19 protein-coding genes are annotated in these 18,133 nt (G+C 68.9%); 9 read left to right on the plus strand and 10 right to left on the minus strand.

Annotated elements, in window-relative coordinates:
- Positions 1-31: 31 nt before the first annotated feature.
- Entirely contained in the window at positions 32-760 is a 729-nt protein-coding gene (locus ACYQ5L_RS31945; protein WP_459961913.1) for a Crp/Fnr family transcriptional regulator, read from the minus strand.
- Between the two features lie 59 nt (positions 761-819).
- Positions 820-1,776 carry a glycine betaine ABC transporter substrate-binding protein gene (locus ACYQ5L_RS31950; protein ID WP_459961914.1) on the minus strand — a complete coding sequence of 319 codons (957 nt, stop codon included), beginning with the start codon at positions 1,774-1,776 and terminating at the stop codon, positions 820-822.
- Between the two features lie 236 nt (positions 1,777-2,012).
- Here ACYQ5L_RS31950 and ACYQ5L_RS31955 point away from each other — a divergent pair, with 236 nt between their 5' ends.
- From ACYQ5L_RS31955 to ACYQ5L_RS31975, 5 genes are all read left to right on the plus strand, one after another.
- On the plus strand, positions 2,013-2,906 hold the full coding sequence (locus ACYQ5L_RS31955) for an ABC transporter substrate-binding protein (protein WP_459963608.1): 894 nt from the start codon (positions 2,013-2,015) through the stop codon (positions 2,904-2,906).
- Between the two features lie 10 nt (positions 2,907-2,916).
- The gene (locus ACYQ5L_RS31960; RefSeq protein WP_459961915.1) at positions 2,917-4,062 is read left to right on the plus strand and encodes an ABC transporter ATP-binding protein; all 1,146 of its coding nucleotides are present in this window, start codon (positions 2,917-2,919) and stop codon (positions 4,060-4,062) included.
- Between the two features lie 13 nt (positions 4,063-4,075).
- Positions 4,076-4,786 carry an ABC transporter permease gene (locus ACYQ5L_RS31965; protein WP_459961916.1) on the plus strand — a complete coding sequence of 237 codons (711 nt, stop codon included), beginning with the start codon at positions 4,076-4,078 and terminating at the stop codon, positions 4,784-4,786.
- Positions 4,783-5,463 carry an ABC transporter permease gene (locus ACYQ5L_RS31970; protein WP_459961917.1) on the plus strand — a complete coding sequence of 227 codons (681 nt, stop codon included), beginning with the start codon at positions 4,783-4,785 and terminating at the stop codon, positions 5,461-5,463. The genes ACYQ5L_RS31965 and ACYQ5L_RS31970 overlap by 4 nt, the downstream gene beginning before the upstream one ends.
- Before the next feature lie 73 nt (positions 5,464-5,536).
- Positions 5,537-5,959, plus strand: coding sequence for a CBS domain-containing protein (locus tag ACYQ5L_RS31975; RefSeq protein WP_459963609.1), 423 nt, complete (start codon positions 5,537-5,539; stop codon positions 5,957-5,959).
- A gap of 21 nt (positions 5,960-5,980) precedes the next feature.
- On the opposite strand, the gene ACYQ5L_RS31980 is transcribed toward ACYQ5L_RS31975, so the two are convergent.
- From ACYQ5L_RS31980 to ACYQ5L_RS32000, 5 genes are all read right to left on the minus strand, one after another.
- Entirely contained in the window at positions 5,981-6,592 is a 612-nt protein-coding gene (locus ACYQ5L_RS31980; protein ID WP_459961918.1) for a hypothetical protein, read from the minus strand.
- Positions 6,593-6,792: 200 nt separating this feature from the next.
- Entirely contained in the window at positions 6,793-8,010 is a 1,218-nt protein-coding gene (locus tag ACYQ5L_RS31985; protein WP_459961919.1) for an NAD(P)-dependent malic enzyme, read from the minus strand.
- A gap of 419 nt (positions 8,011-8,429) precedes the next feature.
- Entirely contained in the window at positions 8,430-10,034 is a 1,605-nt protein-coding gene (locus ACYQ5L_RS31990; protein ID WP_459961920.1) for an FAD-binding protein, read from the minus strand.
- A gap of 51 nt (positions 10,035-10,085) precedes the next feature.
- Entirely contained in the window at positions 10,086-10,352 is a 267-nt protein-coding gene (locus tag ACYQ5L_RS31995; protein WP_459961921.1) for a hypothetical protein, read from the minus strand.
- Between the two features lie 55 nt (positions 10,353-10,407).
- Positions 10,408-11,262, minus strand: coding sequence for a PHP domain-containing protein (locus ACYQ5L_RS32000; protein ID WP_459963610.1), 855 nt, complete (start codon positions 11,260-11,262; stop codon positions 10,408-10,410).
- A gap of 62 nt (positions 11,263-11,324) precedes the next feature.
- Between ACYQ5L_RS32000 and ACYQ5L_RS32005 the strand changes: the two genes are divergently transcribed.
- The gene (locus tag ACYQ5L_RS32005) at positions 11,325-12,407 is read left to right on the plus strand and encodes a magnesium and cobalt transport protein CorA (RefSeq protein WP_459961922.1); all 1,083 of its coding nucleotides are present in this window, start codon (positions 11,325-11,327) and stop codon (positions 12,405-12,407) included.
- Between the two features lie 3 nt (positions 12,408-12,410).
- Here ACYQ5L_RS32005 and ACYQ5L_RS32010 read toward each other — a convergent pair whose 3' ends face one another.
- From ACYQ5L_RS32010 to ACYQ5L_RS32020, 3 genes are read right to left on the minus strand one after another with little or no spacing between them, the layout of a single operon-like run.
- Positions 12,411-12,986 (minus strand): suppressor of fused domain protein, encoded by a 576-nt coding sequence (locus ACYQ5L_RS32010; protein ID WP_459961923.1) that lies wholly within the window; start codon positions 12,984-12,986, stop codon positions 12,411-12,413.
- Positions 12,987-12,989: 3 nt separating this feature from the next.
- Positions 12,990-13,487: a YflT domain-containing protein gene (locus ACYQ5L_RS32015; protein WP_379197801.1), complete on the minus strand. Its 498-nt coding sequence runs from the start codon at positions 13,485-13,487 to the stop codon at positions 12,990-12,992.
- Positions 13,488-13,500: 13 nt separating this feature from the next.
- On the minus strand, positions 13,501-14,457 hold the full coding sequence (locus ACYQ5L_RS32020) for an HpcH/HpaI aldolase/citrate lyase family protein (protein WP_459961924.1): 957 nt from the start codon (positions 14,455-14,457) through the stop codon (positions 13,501-13,503).
- A 72-nt stretch (positions 14,458-14,529) separates the two neighbouring features.
- Here ACYQ5L_RS32020 and ACYQ5L_RS32025 point away from each other — a divergent pair, with 72 nt between their 5' ends.
- From ACYQ5L_RS32025 to ACYQ5L_RS32035, 3 genes are all read left to right on the plus strand, one after another.
- The gene (locus tag ACYQ5L_RS32025; RefSeq protein ID WP_459961925.1) at positions 14,530-15,849 is read left to right on the plus strand and encodes a magnesium transporter MgtE N-terminal domain-containing protein; all 1,320 of its coding nucleotides are present in this window, start codon (positions 14,530-14,532) and stop codon (positions 15,847-15,849) included.
- A 70-nt stretch (positions 15,850-15,919) separates the two neighbouring features.
- Entirely contained in the window at positions 15,920-16,507 is a 588-nt protein-coding gene (locus ACYQ5L_RS32030) for a DUF1003 domain-containing protein (protein ID WP_379197795.1), read from the plus strand.
- A 157-nt stretch (positions 16,508-16,664) separates the two neighbouring features.
- Positions 16,665-18,035 carry a lytic transglycosylase domain-containing protein gene (locus ACYQ5L_RS32035; RefSeq protein WP_459961926.1) on the plus strand — a complete coding sequence of 457 codons (1,371 nt, stop codon included), beginning with the start codon at positions 16,665-16,667 and terminating at the stop codon, positions 18,033-18,035.
- The last annotated feature ends 98 nt before the right edge of the window (positions 18,036-18,133 follow it).

Here is an 18,133-nt window from a genome sequence, read left to right on the forward strand (position 1 = left end):
AAATTTCGCGCGGAAGGCCGGACTCCGGTCCTCAGACCAGGCCGCCGAACTCGCGCAATCCGTCCAGGTCGAGCACGACCAGGTGCCCGTTGTGCAGGCAGGCCAGCTCCGCCTTCCGCATGGTCGTCATGGCGCGGCCGATGGCATCCACCCGGGAACCGATGAGATTTCCGAGTTCCTTGTAAGAAAGCCGCACCGTGACTTCCCGCGCCGCGATTACCGGATCACCGGGCGCGCGCACGAGCGTGATTGCCCGGCCGTGGGATTCCGCGAACTCCACCAGCAGCCGCGCCAGCCGGACGTGCACCGGGCATTCCCCGAAGTCCAGGCGGCGCTGATCGGACCAGGCGAGACGGTCGGCGATGGTGCGGCACGGCACCTGCCAACCATCGGCGTGCGCATCCAGGAATGCCAGGAATACCTCTCCCGGAATGCAATGGGCGATGGTGGCGGTGCAGACGGTGGCGGTGGCGGATCGCGCCGATCCCGGATCCAGGGCGCCGAGTTCACCGATCACATCGCCGCTGACCCGGATGGCGAGCAGTTGCTCATCGGCATTGGAGATCTTCACACAGGCCGAGGCCGTCTGGTCGCGCGAACGCAGCAGGTAGACGCTCGTCGCGTCGGCGCCGTGACGCACCAGCGTCCGGCCCGGGGCGTAGTACTGCTGGGCGCCGAGTTTGAGCAGGTCCCGCCGGGATTCCGGGCACAGCCGAGCCAGGAAGGTGCCCTCCGGCCACGGCCAGTCCTCCAGGCTCACGATCCGCCCCCGTGTCGCCGATGGTGCCAAGGGTACGCGCGAATTCTGTTGGGACGCAGTTACAGAGCGTGGGCGTCGAGCCAGTTGCGGGCCAGTCCGGCCGGATCGACATTGTTGTCGCGGACCTGGCGGATCATGTCCGCCAGTTCGGTGGTGGTGAGTTCGCCCGCCACGTAGTTGAGTTTGCGGAGCTGCTGGTCGGTCAGGGCGGCCTTGCGCAACAGCGGGAGGACATTGGCGGCGCGGAAGGCGTAGTCCGGATCCGCGAGGGCGGTCACGGCGAGACCGCCCTCGGGGAGGTAGGCCGGCGGGCCGGACAGCACGGCCACTTGAACTTCACCGGAGGACAGGGCGTTTCGCAGGTCCGCGGGGGTGGAATAGGTGCGCGGGGCCGGGAGGGCACAGTCGTACACGGCGCGCAGCGGGGCGAGCACGTCGCGTTCGGGATCGAGGGGTGCGTGCAGCGGTTCGAGCGCGGGACCGGTGGCGATGCCGACGGTGAGTTCGGGGCAGCGGGGTGCGAGGTCCTGCAGCGAGGACGGGAATTGCGCGGCGGCGGATTCGGGGACCACCACCGCGGGACGCAGATCCGTGCCGTCGGCGGGATCGGAGACGATCAGGCCCTCGGGGAGCGCGCGATTCAGGGCGGTGATCACGTCGTCGGGTTTGCGGGCCGCGGCGGTGGAGTCGAGGGCGGTGAGCAGATCGCCGCTCACCTCGGGCAGGACGCTCACGGTGCCGGAGTCCAGGGCGGAGAGGTAACCGCGCTGTTCGATCCCGGATTTGGTGGCGGTACGGGCGCCGGTGCGCGACAGCGCGCCCGCGTAGATCTCGGCGAGAACCCGGGATTGCGCGGAATCACCGGCGCCGATGGTGAGCACCGGGCCGGGATCGTCGCCGCCGCAGCCGACGGCCAGCGTCGCCACCGCGCCGGCCAGCGCGAAACGCACCAGCGCACGACGCGCCCGCCGGGCATTGCGATCAGGCTGCGCGAAAGAGTCTGTTCTGCCGAACACCCGCCATAGTCTGCCGTCTCACACCGCCGAAACGCGAAACCGACCCACAGTAGGCCCCGGGCGCGGCGCACAACGGGCAGTATGAACACTCAGGTTCGCCACGGAAGTACCGGCGGGCCGCACGCATCCCGCTCGGAAGGACGACAGTGCACACGCTCACCACGCGCGCCGATGGCAGGCGCACCACCCGGACCGTGCTCCGTATTCTCGCCGCCGCGGTGGCGCTGGCCGCGGCCATGGCGTCCACGGCCTGTGGCGGCGACTCCGATCCGCTGTCGGGCGGGGGCAGCTGCTCCACCGACACCAATCAGATCACGGTCGGGTCGGCCAACTTCCCGGAATCGGAGACGGTGGCCAATATCTATGCGGAAGCGCTGCGGGCCAATGGCTTCCAGGTCGACACCAAGCTCAATATCGGCAGCCGCGAGGCGTACGTGCCCGCGCTGCGCGAGTGCGCCATCAGCCTGATCCCGGACTACACCGGCAATCTGCTGCAGTACCTGGACAAGAACGCCACCGCCACCTCCGCCGCGGAAGTGGACAAGGCGCTGGCGACCGCGGTCGGCGAGCAGCTCGGCATCGGCACCCCCGCCCCGGGCCAGGACTCCGACGCGGTGGTGGTCACCCGCGCCACCGCCGATCGCTGGAATCTGAAGACCATCGGCGATCTGGCCGCGCATTCGGCCGAGGTGAAGTTCGCCGCGCCCGCCGAATTCCAGGAGCGCCCGGTCGGATTGCCCGGCCTGAAGAAGAACTACAACCTCGACATCTCGGCGAGCAATTTCGTGCCCATCGCCGATGGCGGCGGTCCGGCCACCGTGCGCGCCCTGGTCGACGGCCAGGTCACCGCCGCCAATATCTTCACCACCTCCCAGGCCATCGCCGAGAACAACCTGGTGGTGCTGGAGGATCCCAAGAACAACTTCCCGGCCCAGAACGTGGTGCCGCTGTTCAATGCCGCCAAGAAGAGCGACAAGCTGGTGGCGGTGCTCGATGCCGTCTCGGCCAAGCTGACCACCGCCGAACTGATCTCGCTCAATACCGCGGTGTCGGGCTCGGCCAAGACCGAGCCCGCGGCCGCCGCGAAGACCTGGGTGGCGGCGCAGGGGCTCGACAAGCCGGTCGGATAGGAGAGTCCGCGTGTCCGATATCGAGTTCAGCGGCGTCACCAAGACCTATCCGGACGGCACCACCGCGGTGCAGCACCTCGATCTGCGCATCGAGTCCGGATCGTTCACGGTATTCGTCGGCCCCTCCGGCTGCGGTAAGACCACATCCATGCGGATGATCAACCGCATGATCACCCCCAGCTCGGGGACGATCACCGTTGCCGGACGGGATATCTCGACGACCGATCCGGTGCAGCTGCGACTCGGTATCGGCTACGTGATCCAGAGCGCCGGGCTGCTGCCGCACCGCACGGTCGTCGACAATGTCGCGACCGTGCCCATGCTGCAGGGCAAGCGGCGTGGCGAGGCGCGCAGGGCCGCGCTGGAGGTGCTCGACCGGGTCGGCCTGGATCGCGGTCTGGCGCAACGTTATCCGGCGCAGCTCTCCGGCGGGCAGCAGCAGCGCGTGGGTGTGGCCCGGGCGCTGGCCGCCGACCCGCCCATCCTGCTCATGGACGAGCCGTTCAGCGCCGTCGACCCGGTGGTGCGCGCCGAATTGCAGACCGAAATGCTGCGGCTGCAAGCGGAATTGCGCAAGACCATCGTCTTCGTCACCCACGACATCGACGAGGCCGTCACCCTCGGCGACCGCATCGCCGTCTTCGGGCCGGGCGGGCGGCTGCAGCAGTACGACCGCCCGCAATACGTTCTCGCCCAGCCCGCCAGTGATTTCGTGGCCGAATTCGTCGGGCGCGATCGGGGGTACCGGGCGCTGTCGTTCCGCAGCGCCGAGGGCGTGCGGCTGCACGACGTCCGCACCGCCACCGTCGACGAAATTCGCGCGCTACGACTGGAACTCGGTGAGTGGGTGCTCGCGGTGGACGAACGCGGGCATCCGCTGGGCTGGGTCGACGTGACCGGGGTGGAGGGCTTCCGCGCCGGAAAACCCCTGCACGACTGCATGTCCGCGGGCGGGTCGCTGTTCCCGCCCGGCGGGGATCTGCGCCTGGCCCTCGACGCCGCGGTCTCCTCGCCCTCCGGAATCGGTGTGGCCGTGGATGATTCCGGCGCGGTGCGCGGCGGCGTACTGGCGGGCGATGTGCTCGAGCAGCTGGCCCGCCAGCGCGGCGAGGAGGACAGCGAACGCAATCGCGACTTCTTCGAGGAGTCCCGCTGATGCCGGAGCCGCGATGAACTACCTGATCGACAACTTCGGTGAGATCGCCGGCTTCACTCGCACCCATCTGGCCTTGGCGCTGGCGCCGCTGCTGATCGGCCTGCTCATCGCCATACCCCTTGGCGCACTGGTGCATCGGGTGCCGTGGCTGCGCCGGGTGACCGTCACCGCCGCCGGTATCGCCTACACCATTCCCTCGCTGGCCCTGTTCGTCATCATTCCGCCGCTGGTCGGCATCTCCACCATCGATCCGCTGAACGTGGTCATCGCGCTGACCATCTACTCGGTGGCGCTGCTGGTGGTGGCGGTGCCCGCCGCCCTGGATTCGGTGCCCGCCACCGTCCTCGACGCGGCCGACGCCATCGGCTACACCCGGCTGCGCCGCACCCTGACCGTCGACTTCCCGCTCGCCCTACCGGTTTTCCTGGCCAATCTGCGGGTCGTGGCGGTCACCAATATCTCCATGGTCACCGTCGGCGCGCTCATCGGCGTGGGCGGGCTGGGCAAGCTGTTCACCCAGGGCTATCAGCGCGACTATCCGGACGAGATCGTCGCCGGCATCATCGTCGTCCTGGCGCTGGCGCTGGTCATCGATCGCGCCCTGTTCCTGATCGGCCGCTGGGCCACCCCGTGGGTCCGCACCACCACGAAGCGCGGCGGCATGCAAATGCTGCGCACCGCGGTCGATCCGTCCATGGATCCGGTGAAAGGCGCGGGCGCATGAACCTTTTCCTCGACGCCTGGGATTTCCTGAGCTCCGGCGCGAACTGGTCGGGCCCCACCGGCATCGGCGCCCGCCTGGGCGAACACCTCTGGTACAGCTTCCTCACCGTCGCCGGATCGGTGCTGCTCGCGGTCCCGCTGGGCCTGCTCATCGGCCACACCCGCCGCGGCTCGGCGCTCATTGTCGGTTTCGCCAATGCCATGCGCGCCCTGCCCACCCTGGGCCTGCTCACCTTCCTGGTGCTGCTCCTGGGCCTGGGCCTGATCCCGCCGCTGCTGGCGCTGCTCACCGTGGGCATTCCGCCGCTGCTGGCGGGCGCGTACGCGGGCATCGCCAATGTGGATCCCGATGTGGTCGACGCCTCCCGCGCCATGGGCATGCGCGAATACCAGGTGCTGCTGCGCGTGGAGCTGCCCAATGCCCTGCCCATCCTGCTGACCGGCCTGCGCGCGGCCACCCTGCAGGTCGTGGCCACCGCGACCATTGCCGCCTACGTCAATCTGGGTGGCCTGGGCCGCTATATCTTCGACGGCATCGGCCTCTACAAATACGACCGCGTCCTGGTCGGCGCCATCCTGGTGGCCGCGCTCGCGCTGGCCCTGGACGGCCTGCTCGCGCTCGCGGTGTGGCTGAGCGTGCCCGGCACCGGCCGCCTGCGGTTTGACCTCCGAGTGTGATCGGGGTCACGATGTGGGGTGGCCCGAAGAAGTGCTGGATCACCCACCAAGTCAGGAGGCTGTTGTGAAAGCAATGAAGGCTCGCGACATCATGCACCGCACCGCGGAATGCATTCCCGCGGACGAAACCCTGGACCGGGCGGCGCAAATGATGCGCAATATGGATGTCGGCGCCCTGCCGATCTGCAATAACGACCGCTTGATCGGCATGCTCACCGACCGTGACATCGTCGTCCGCTGCATTGCCGAGGGCCACGACCCCAGCCGGGTCCGCGCGGGCGATCTGGCACAGGGCACCCCGCGCTGGGTCGATGTGGACACCTCGGTCACCGATGTTCTCGACATCATGGAGCAGAACCAGATCAAGCGGCTGCCGGTCATCGACGTCAAGGGCGGCAAGCAGTTGGTCGGCATGATCTGCGAATCCGATCTCGCCAAGAATGTCTCCGATGCCCAGCTGGCCGAATTCGTCTCGGCCGTCTCGGTTCCGCACTGAGCCCTGTCCGGTGCGACGGGGTCAGTTCCGGTCGATGGTGAGCCGGCTGGCCCCGCCGCCGATCTCGATGTCGTAGCGATCCGCGGCCGCCGCGTAATCCGGCGACTCCAGCCGCGTCTCCCCGCCCAGCGCCCCGAACTTCTGATCGTCGAGGCGGAACCGGCTCGCGCCGCCGCGCACCACGGCCAGCACGCCCACATCCCGGGGGCGGGTGATCCCGACCCTGCTGACCCCCGCGCCGAACCGCACCGGCACGGTGCCCTGCGGACGGCCCAGCAGCAGATCGACATTGCCGGCCCCGCCATTGACGGTGATCTCGGTGACGCGCAGCGGACGCAGATCGGCGGTCATGCCGCTGACGCCGTGACCGATCTCGATCCGCCACGGTATGGCCGGATTCAAGGCGATATCCGCCGCGCGCTTACGCCAGGGAAAGAGCTGAAAACCCTTGTAGTCGACGGCGATGGCATTGCCCGTGGCCGCGACCACCGGCGGCGGACCATCGAAACGCGCCCGGAACAGGCCCGACAGATTCGCATCGGCGAGGATCGCCACGTGCACGACACCCCGTCCGAATCGCAGTACGCCCGTGGCCGTGCCGGCCAATGGTGCCGAGTAATCGGTTTCGCGCATGGAGCTGCCTCCTGATCATCGCTGAATACCGCTCGGGCTCTAGCGGCCTCAACGTAACCCAGACTCCGTAATGACCGGCGCATTCGCGCACCACGTGTTCCCCGAATGCAATTCGGCCCCCGGTGCGGAAACCTTCCCGCCCCACCCACAATTCGGCCCCCTTGCAGGAACTGCAAGGGGGCCGAGATCGCAGAGTCGTGTTATGCCACGCCCTCCGCGCGGGCGGCATTGCCGACGGCCTCGGCGACGGCCGGGGCCACGCGCGGATCCAGCGGGCTGGGGATGATCTTGTCGGCCGACAGCTCATCGGCGACCACGCCGAAGATGGCCTCGGCCGCCGCGACCTTCATGCCCTCGGTGATCCGGCGCGCGCCCGCATCCAGCGCGCCCTTGAACACGCCCGGGAACGCGAGCACATTGTTGATCTGGTTCGGGAAGTCGCTGCGCCCCGTGGCCACGATGGCGGCGTACTTGCTCGCCACCTCCGGGTGGATCTCCGGATCCGGGTTCGACATGGCGAACACGATGGACTCCGGCGCCATGGAGGCGATGAGCTCCTCGGCGATGGTGCCCGCCGACAGGCCCAGGAACACGTCCGCGCCCGCGAGGGCCTCGGCCGCGCCGCCGGTCACATCGCGCGGGTCGGTGCGCTGCGCCAGCTCGGCCTTCACCTCGTTGAGGTCGGTGCGATCACGGCTCACGATGCCCTTGGAATCGAGCACGATGATGTCCGAAACACCGGCCGCCAGCAGGATATTGGTGCACGCCACACCGGCCGCGCCGGCGCCGGACACCACGACCTTCAGGCCGGACATATCGCGGCCCTGCACCGCGGCCGCGCCCTTGAGGGCGGCCAGCACCACAATGGCGGTGCCGTGCTGATCGTCGTGCATGACCGGGCAGTCCAGCGCCTCGATGACGCGCTTCTCGATCTCGAAGCAGCGCGGCGCGGAGATGTCCTCCAGGTTGACCGCGCCGAAGCTGGGGCGCAGCCGGATGAGCGTCTCGACGATCGCATCGGGATCGGTGGTGTCGAGCACGATCGGGATGGAGTCCAGCCCGGCGAACTTCTTGAACAGCGCCGCCTTGCCCTCCATCACCGGCAGCGAGGCGCGCGGGCCGATATCGCCCAGGCCCAGCACGGCGGTGCCGTCGGAGACCACCACGACCAGGCGCTCGGCCCAGGTGTAGGTCTTGGCGAGGGACTCGTCCTTGTGGATGCCGCGGCAGACCTGCGCCACACCGGGGGTGTAGGCGATGGACAGATCGCGCTGCGTCTCGAGAGGTGCGGTGAGTTCGACCGAGAGCTTGCCGCCGAGGTGGCCCGCGAAAATCTCTTCCGTGGTGATATCGGACAGGTTGGCATTGGACGCGGGGCTGGTCTGGGTGGCGTTCACAGCTTCAGTCACAGGTGACACGATTTCACTCCTGCTCGGTGCGGACTCAACCGTTTGACGGTTACCGTTCGGTAATAGGTAATAGGGTTTCGGTGCTCTTATATCGGCGCGCCGGCCGCCTCATCGCGAGCCCGCCAGTGAAACCTTGCCAGCACATCGTGGCAACAGACACAAAGTATTACGGGATCGCGGAAAGCGTGTCGCGACACAGATCATCGAGCGAAAACCGGACGGGTGGGTCCGGGCGATATCGCCGGGGTGACCGAGGGAGAATCCGCGAGTCGCGGATCGTGATCACCGAGTCCCCGAGGCCGGGCGGTGGCTTCGGCCAGGGTCCAGCCATTCTGCCAGTACCTGCTACGACGCGCCAAATCGCCCCTGGGGCCGTCCCGCTGGTACGTCATCCCCGAAGCGTAGGGGATGCGAATCACCCCTGGGTTTCAGGAAACTCGCAGGTCCGCACCGTCCTGCGGCGAAGTGTCTCGCGGACTTGTCACGGTGGAGGTGAGTTCGGGCAGCGCACGCTCGGGCCGCACCCACACCGTCTCCAGACCGCCGGACAGCAGCCGCACCCGCCAGTCGTTCGTGGCGCCCGGATGGTCGGTGCGCCGGTGCATGCCGCGGGTCTCGGTGCGGGCCAGGGCCGTGTACTTGGTCCAGCGCGCGACGGCCAGCAGCGCCGCCGCCTGGCGGGCGCGCACGCGGTCGGCGCCGGATCCGCCGAGATCGAATTCCGCGCCCGGCCACATGCCGTCGAGTTCGCCGATGCTGTCGCGCAGGCTGCCGTCGCTGCGCCAGTAGCTGCGGCGCAGCGGCAGGGTGTGCTCCTGCACCAGGCCGATCACCGCGCGCGGATCGATGCGGGCCTTGGCGCCCAGGCCCGCGCCGGGGACCGGCCGGGTCTTGCCGATCTTGCGCCGGGTGCCCGCGAACCGGGCGGCCGCCGCACCCGCCCAGACGCCGGTGGAGATGGCCCACGCGCCGTTCTGCCCGCCGAAGCCGGAGACCGCGCCGGTAATGGGTTCGCGGGTGGTCACATCGCCCGCGCCGTAGAGGCCGGGAACCGTGGTGGCGCAATCGGGTCCGGACAGGCGCAGGCCGCCGGTGCCGCGTACGGTGCCCTCCAGCACCGCGCGCAGCGGCACCCGGCCCGACCAGTCCGGTCCACCGTGCCGCAGCAGCTCCCCGCGCAGGTCGGCGGGCAACTGGTCGAGGGTGGCGTAGACGCGGCGGCCGTCGGCGAGGGCGGCGAAAACCTGCGCCCGCGAACCGCATCCATTGCCGCACAGCACCGAGCGGGATTCGTCGTAGAGGGTGGCGAAGTGCATGACCTGGTCGGGCGCGAAGACGGCGGCGCCCGCCATCCGCAGCGGATTTTCGGCGGGCACCAGCGAATACGCATTGGAGAATTCCATGCCGGACAGGTCGGCCCCGGCCTCCACGCCCATGAGCAGCCCGTCGCCGGTGTCCACATCGGTGCCCGCGCCGCCGGAGAGAAAGGCGCAGCCGCCGGTCGCCAGGACCACCGCCCGGGCCCGCGCGGTCCAGGCCCGCGGCTCACCGGACAGCGCCACCCCGGCCGCGCCCGACACCACCCCGTCGCCATCGGTGATCAGCTGCAGGGCCGGATGGTGATCGAGAATCCGCACCCCCGCGACGAGCATGCTGCGCCGCATCCGGCCGAGGTATTTGACGCCGTCCAGGTACACCCGCGCGGGCCGGCCGGGATGCTCGCCCTGGAACCGGAACCCGCCCTGCACCAACTGCCCGACCCGCCGGTGGGTCTCCTCCAGCACGCGCCGCATCCACTCCGGATCGCCGATCCCGCCGGCATGCGCGAAGTTCTGCGCCACCGCCTCCTCGCGCCCCCGCCCCGCCGGAATGTTCCACAGCGTCACCCCGCCCCGGGCGGTCGGTCCGCTGGTTCCGCAGCGGGCTTTGTCGACGACCAGTACCCGAGCACCCGCGGCAGCGGCGGCGAGCGCGGCCCAGGCTCCGGCCGGACCACCACCCAGGATCAGTACATCGGCGTCGAATTCGCCCATAACGACAAATGTTCGGCCACAGTTCAACGCCCCGCAACCGTTATGCGTATTTCAATTCCACCACTGCGCCCACAGCAGATATCCGGCTATCAGAAAAACGACCATCGATCCGGAAAAAGACGCGAATCCACGACGCCGGTCCGCGAATATCTGTGCTGCCGAAACCGCGAGTGCCGCACCGATATGCCAGGCCACGGTGTCCCAGCCGGGACCGGGAAATCCGCGCCGGATACCGATGATCTCCGCACCGATGACGGTCGCCGCCAGCACCACCACGCCGCCGGCGACCACCCCGCTCACCCCTCGCACCAGCCTCATACCGGCTCCACGCGCCCGCCCTGCCCGGCGTCGCGAACCGCCCGGTGGGTCCCCGTCATCCGGCAATCACCGGCACCCCGCTCGCTTTACCCACGATCTCCTCGAATTGTGTTGGGTCGGTGGTGAATTCACCGAGACGAATGGTCTTGTTGCTGCCGTGGTAGTCCGAGGAGCCGGTGGTCACCAGCCCCAGCTCGCCCGCCAGCGCCGCCAGCACCTCGCGGTCGGCGGCATTGTGATCGGGATGGTCCAGTTCCAGCCCGCCCAGGCCGATCTCGGCCAGCTCGCGAATATGGTCGAGCGCCAGCAGCCGGCCGCGCTTGCGGGCGCGCGCATGCGCCACCACGCTCACCCCGCCCGCCGAGGCCACCATCTCGACCGCCCGTCGCAGCGGCGTGTCGGCCTTCTCCACGTAGTACCGGCCGTGCGGGGCGAGCAGATCCTGGAAGGCCGCGTCCACCGTCGGCACCACGCCCGCGGTCACCAGCGCCCGCGCCAGATGCGGCCGGCCCGCCGACGGGCCCACCGCGGCCATCACCGCGTCCGGATCGATGGGCAGGCCGTCGGCCGCCATCTGCTCGGCCATGGACCGTAGTCGCACGATCCGCTCGGCCCGCAACCGTTCCCGCTCCTGCGCGAAGGACTCGTCGGCCGGATCGAACAGGTAGGCCAGCAGATGCACCGGCACCGGATACCCGTCCTCCCCCAGCCCCACACACGACATCTCCATGCCCCGCACCAGCGTCAGCCCCGCGGGCAGGGCGGCGACGGCCTCGGCCCAGCCGGAGGTGGTGTCGTGATCGGTCAGGGCGACCACGTCGAGCCCGGCGGCCGCGGCCTTGCCGATCAGTTCGGACGGGGTGTCCGTGCCGTCCGAGGCGGTGGAATGAGTGTGGAGATCGATGCGCACGCCGTCCATCTTGCCTGCGGCGCAGCGGCTGTCCCGGGCGGCCGGGCAATTAGACTCGCCGAGTGCCGTCGATTCCACCGCTGCCGTCCCTCCGCTGGACCGGACGGGCAGGCGAGCGCGCATCCGCCGGGCAGCCCGCGAGCGTGGCCGCCGGCGGCATCGTCGACTGCGCGGTCTACGTCGACGGCACCCGGCTGTGGGAGCAGTGCACCTACAAGAACGCCCTGGACGAGGTCCGGGAGCGCAATTCCGGCTTCGTCTGGCTCGGCCTGCACGAGCCCGGCGCCGCGCTCATGACCGATGTGGCGGAGACCTTCGGGCTGCATCCGCTGGCCGCCGAGGACGCCATCAAGGGCCATCAGCGCCCCAAACTGGAACGTTTCGACAAGGTGCTGGTCCTGGCGCTGCGCACGGTGCGGTATCACGAGCACGAGTTGAACACCGTCAGCGAGATCGTCGACACCGGTCAGATGATGGTGTTCCTGGGCCGGGATTTCGTCATTACCGTCCGGCACGGTGACCACACCGGGCTGGCCGGGGTTCGCCGGGAGCTGGAGGCCGATCCCGCGCAACTGGCGCTGGGCCCCAGTTCGGTCCTGCACGCGGTCGCCGATCACATCGTGGACTCCTACGTGGAAGTGGTCGCGGATATCGAGGACGATGTGGACGCCATGGAGGAAGAGGTCTTCACCCCGGCCAACAAGATCAAGATCGAGGCGATCTATCAGCTCAAACGCGAAGTGGTGGAACTACGCCGGGCCGTGAAACCGCTCACCATCCCCCTGCAGCTGCTCACCCACGACATGTCGCTGCCGCTGCCCACCGAGATCCGCTCCTATATGCGCGATGTCACCGACCACCACACCGCGGTCACCGAGCAGGTCACCGACTTCGACGAATCCCTCAGCGCGCTCATCAATGCCGCGCTCGCCAAGGTGGGGGTGCAGCAGAACACCGATATGCGCAAGATCTCCGCCTACGCGGCCATGGCGGCGGTGCCGACCATGATCGCGGGCGTGTACGGCATGAACTTCGATCACATGCCCGAGCTGAAGTGGACCTACGGGTATTACGGCGTGCTCGGGCTCATGGTGCTGGCGTGCGTACTGCTCTACGCGAACTTCCGCCGCAACAAGTGGTTGTGAGACTTACAGACTCGCCGCCGAGCGGCCCGGATCGCGCACGTCGATCCGCGCCTCTTTCCACGCGTCCCTGAGCGCGGCCGCCCCGCGGATCCGAACCCACGCGGCTTCGGTCGCGGTAATCGGCGTGACACTCAAGAAGCGCACGGGCTCAGCGGGTTCCGGCAGCACGACCTCCGGGATATCGCTCTCACCCAGCAGCACCGCGGTGAACGGGGCATTGGCCCACAACGGTTCTCCCACATCCAGCAGCGCATCGGGTTGCAGCACAACGCCTTCCACGGCGGGCGCTGCGACCAGCACGCCCAGCGCCCGGGTCAGCCCCGAGCCCGCGCCGACCCCGCCGCGCAGGGTCAGCACCAGCTCCGCGCGCGGCCCGCGCACCGGATCGGCGAGCGCCGCGGCCGGATCCGTCATGGGATGCCGGGAACCGCCCAGCGTCACGTAATGAACGAACTCACCGTCCGGGATGCGCAGGATATCGATGGGCTCCAACCCCAGGAACGTCACCGATGCCGCATCCGCGGACTCCACACCGAAATGCCCGAGCGTGCGCGCCCGGACCTGCTTCATCACATCCATGAACTAGATGGCCAGCCTCGCCAGCATGTCGCGCGCCTGCTCGGCGGCCTTGGGATCGCACAGCACGTCGTAGCGGCCGGCCACCAGCTGCATGGTGGAGGCGAAATCGCGCTGCCCGCGGGTGGCGGCATACGGGATGGCGGTGGAGATGACACCGAAGATGATGCCGCCGATCAGGCCCACCAGCAGCGGCCAGTACTGGCTGCCGCTGGTGCTGAACAGGCTCAGCAGCAGGCCGATGAACAGGCCCAGCCAGGCGCCCGACACCATGCCGCCGCCGATGACCTTGCCCCAGGTCAGGCGGTACAGCACGCGCTCGACCTGCATGAGGTCGACGCCGACGATGGTCACGTTCTCCACCGGGAATTGATTGTCGGCCAGATAGTCGACCGCCCGCTGCGCCTCCGCATAGGTCGGGTACGAGCCGACCGGCCAGCCCGAAGGCGGCGTCGGCAGACCGGGTCCCCGGTTGCGGCCGGCGTTCCCCATGGGATTCGTCATGACTCCATCATGCCTAGTTCGGATCGTCCGACGGCGGTACGAATTGCGTGTTGCGCGTCATTCCTGCCGCTCGTCCTTTATCAGCGATGACCTGCGCCATTTTCGCACTGGCCTCATCGATCATCTCATCGCCCAGCATGACCGCGCCCCGGGCGCCGCCCGCCGCCGACGTATGGAAAGCGTACGCGTCCAGAATCTCCTCCGCGCGGTCGTAGTCGGCCTGGCGGGGACTGAAGATCTCGTTGCAGGCGGTGATCTGATCCGGATGCAGCACCCACTTGCCGTCGAAGCCGAGGGCGGCGGTGCGCGCGGCGGCCCGCCGGAAGCCGTCGATATCGCGAACGGCCAGGTAGGGGCCGTCGATGGCCTGCAGGCCGTGCGCCCGCGCGGTGAGCAGGATGCTCATCAGAATGTGGTGGTAGGCGTCGCCGGTGTCATAGCCCTCGGGCTGCTCGCCCACCACGAGGGTGCGCATATTGATCGAGGCCATGAAGTCGGCCGGGCCGAACACCAGCGTCTGCACGCGCGGGCTCGCGGTGGCGATGGCGTCGATATTGCGCAGCCCCAGCGCGTTCTCGAGCTGCGGTTCGATGCCGATGCGGCCGACCGGCAGGCCGTTGGCCTTCTCCAGCTGGGTCAGCAGCAGATCCAGGGCCCGCACCTGCCCGGCGTCGGTGACCTTGGGCAGCAGGATGGCGTCGAGTTCGGAGCCCGCGCCCTCGACCACGGTGATGACATCGGCGTAGGTGTGCTCGGTGCTCCAGTCGTTGACCCGCACCACCCGGATCTGGCCGTTCCAGCCGCCGGCATTGAGCGCGGTCACGATGTTCGCCCGCGCGGCCGCCTTCGCCGCGGGCGCGACCGCGTCCTCGAGATCCAGGAACACCTCGTCGGCGGCGAGCCCCTTGGCCTTCTCGATCATGCGCGGGTTGCTGCCGGGTACGGCGAGCACCGAACGGCGGGATGTCATCGATCACTCCTTGGGTGTTCGCGCTCGTGGCGCGACATTTCGGGCAGTCCAGACCCACTAGCCTTGATTGTTATGGCAGCGACGAGAGTTTTCGCCGCCCGGCTCGCGGGCTTGGTGGTGCTGGGACCGGACGGGGAGTCTATCGGCCGCATTCGCGACCTCGTGATCTCCGTCCGCTACGACCGCCAGCAGCCGCGGGTCCTCGGCATCCTGGTCGAACTGCCCACCCGCAAGCGGATTTTCGTGCCCATGCTGCGGGTGACCTCCGTCGAGCCGGGTTCGGTCACGCTCACCACCGGCACCATCAGCGTGCGGCGGTTCGAGCAGCGGCCGGGCGAAATGCTGGCCATCGCGCAGATTCTCGACTCCACGGTGCGGGTGGACGATCCCGCGCTGCCCGAGCTGGGCGACACCGAGGTGGTGGTGGTCGATCTCGGCATCGAGCAGTCCCGCACCCGCGATTGGCTGATCTCCCGGGTCGCGGTGCGCGAGCGCCGCCGGCTCGGCTTCGGGCGGCGCGGTGCGGTGCACGTGGTGGACTGGTCGTTCGTGCGCGGTCTCACCCAGACCGAATTGAACATGCCCGGCCAGGACGTCACCCAGTTGCTCGCCCAGTTCGAGGGCATGCGGGCCGCCGATGTCGCGCACCTGCTGCGCGACCTGCCGAACAAGCGCCGCATCGAGGTGGCGGACGCGATGGACGACGACCGGCTCGCGGACGTGGTGCAGGAGCTGCCCGAGAGCGATCAGGTGGAACTGCTGGAATCGCTGGGCACCGAACGCGCCGCCGATCTGCTCGAGGCCATGGATCCCGACGACGCCGCCGACCTGCTGGGCGAGCTGCCCGCGGGGGAAGCGGAATCGCTGCTGGCGCTGATGGATCCGGAGGATTCCGAACCGGTGCGCCGCCTGCTCGAGCACGCCCCCTACACCGCGGGCGGTCTGATGACCTCCAAACCGGTGGTGCTGACCCCGGCCACCACGGTCGCGGAAGCCCTTGCCCGGGTGCGCGATCCGGAGCTCACCCCGGCGCTGGCCAGCATGGTCTTCGTGGCCCGCCCGCCGACGGCCACGCCCACCGGCCGCTATCTGGGGTGCGTGCACTTCCAGCAACTCTTGCGCGAGCCGCCCGCCAACCTGGTCGGCGGCATCGTGGACGCGGATCTGGTACGGCTGCGGCCCGACGCCCCGCTGAGCGCCGTCACCCGCTATTTCGCCACCTACAACCTGGTGTGCGGTCCGGTGGTGGACGATGAGAATCACCTGCTCGGCGCGGTCACCGTCGACGACGTGCTCGACCATCTGCTGCCGGAGGACTGGCGCGAGCAGGACGAGGACAATCACGACGTCAAGGGCTTGCCGCTGGTCGAGGGCACAGGAGGGCGTGCATGAGCGGTCAAGCGCGGAGGCGGCAGCGGAGCGTAACCACGGAGCGCTCCGCTCGTGCACTGAAAGGCACAGCATGAGTGAGCGCGCCGACAAACTCAGCGCCCGCCAGCGCATGGAGACGCCGGTCGAGAGCCGTTTCCGCGGTCTGGACTGGGATGCCGAGGCGCTGGCCCGCAGCAGCGAGAAGGTGGCCCGGTTCCTGGGCACCGGCCGGTATCTGGCGATCCAGACCATCATCGTGATCGCCTGGATCCTGTTGAACGTCTTCGCGGTCCGGCTGCGCTGGGACCCGTATCCGTTCATCCTCCTGAACCTGGCGTTCTCCACCCAGGCGGCCTATGCGGCGCCGCTCATCCTGCTGGCCCAGAACCGCCAGGACAACCGCGACCGGGTGTCCTTGGAGGAGGATCGGGCCCGAGCTGCTCAGACAAAAGCCGATACGGAATTCCTGGCGCGCGAACTCGCCGCGCTGCGACTCGCCGTCGGTGAGGTGGCAACGCGTGACTATCTGCGGCGCGAGCTGGAAGATGTCAAGGAAACCCTGATCAGACTGGAGAAGCTGGCATCCGACGGTGAGGTCGTCAAGCCGAAGAAGGCAAAGAAGAGTACCGACCGAAAGAGTCACGAGGTTGCGATTTCACGCCAGAAAGATTCCGAGTAGCACCGCAAGTTGTACACAAAGACCTGACTGATGGGTAACCTGGATCACGTTGTTCCGAGCGACCGACCCAGACACCAGTGCAGTGCGGTGTCGGTTTCAAGGGTCAGGCCGCACGACTGAGGGGATTTGTGTGGTGGCGAAGAGAATATCTGCACCGGTGACAGCGTCGGCGCTGTTGATTGCGGGCCTGGTCACCGCCGGTTCGACCACCAACACCACGGTGAATCCCCAGCCGGCCCCGCAGGCCGCGCCGGAAGCGCTGCTGGCCGCCCGGGCCACCGACGGCGCCGGCGAGAGCGTCGCCGAACCCGCCTCGGACCTGACCGTGGGCCTGGTTCCGGCGGCTCCGGAAGCGCCCCGCAAACTCAGCGCACTCACCCCGCCCAGCGACGGCTCACCGCTGCTCGGCTCGGTATCGCTGCAGAACATCGCCCTGCCCGGCGGCACCGGCGCGCTCGGCATTCCGGAGATCGTGCTGGCCGCCTACCGCAATGCCGAACTGGCGCTGGAATCCTCCACGCCCGGCTGCGGACTGTCCTGGAGCCTGCTGGCCGGTATCGGCCGCATCGAGTCCTTCCACGCCGGCAGCGGCCGCACCGATGCCGCGGGCACCACCGTCTCGCCCATCTACGGTCCGGCACTGGACGGCACGCTGCCCGGCAACGAGGTCATCCCGGCCGCCGGCGGCGGATTCGTGCGGGCCATCGGCCCCATGCAGTTCCTGCCCGGCACCTGGTCGCTCTACGCCGCGGACGGCAATGGCGACGGCGTGGCCGATCCGCACAATGTCTTCGACGCCGCGCTGGCCGCGGGCAAGTACCTGTGCTCCGGCGGGCTGGATCTGCGCGATTCCCAGCAGCAGCTGAAAGCCGTACTGCGCTACAACAATTCGATGTCCTACGCGGCCCAGGTGCTGAGCTGGGCGCAGGCCTACAAGACCGGCGGCGCGCCGGCCGCGGTGGACATCTCGGACGCGCTCATCGCGCCCGGCTCGCTGCCGCAGGCCGGACCGGACATGACCGCGGCCGCCACCGAGATTCCCACCGTCACGACCACCGAGGCGCCGACCACCACCGTCGCCCCGGAAACGCAGACCCAGGTGATGATCACCATCCCGGGCCTGCCGGCGATCCCCTGCGGCGTGTTCTGCCCGGCCCCGATCCCGGACCTGAATGCCTGTGAGCAGGCGCAGGATTCGGCGCCCAAGCCCGATCCGGTCGATCCGGCGCGCGACCCGAACGAGGAAGCCGTTCCGGAGGCCGGTCAGCAGCCGGGCCAGCCGGAGGTTTTCCAGCAGGTTCTCTGCACCCAGCCGCAGCCGCAACAGCAGCCCGCCCAGCAAGCGCAGCAGCCGCAACCCGCCGAACAGCCGGAAGCGGCCCCCGAGGTTCCGGCCGTGACCGAGGAGCCCGCCCCGATGGCCCCCGCCGAACCGGCGGCTCCGGAAACCACTCCGGCGCCGGGCATCACGCTCCCGTTCGGCATCACTATTCCGCTTCCGGCCCCGGCGCCCGCGCCCGTTCCGTAACATTTAGGTAGTTCGCGTGGTTTGGGGGCTTCGGCCCCCGAAAACCCTCGTCGCGCGCGTCTTTTCGGGGTTCGGGGGCATTGGCCCCGTAGCCGTTT

Source organism: Nocardia sp. IFM 10818, from assembly GCF_054655275.1.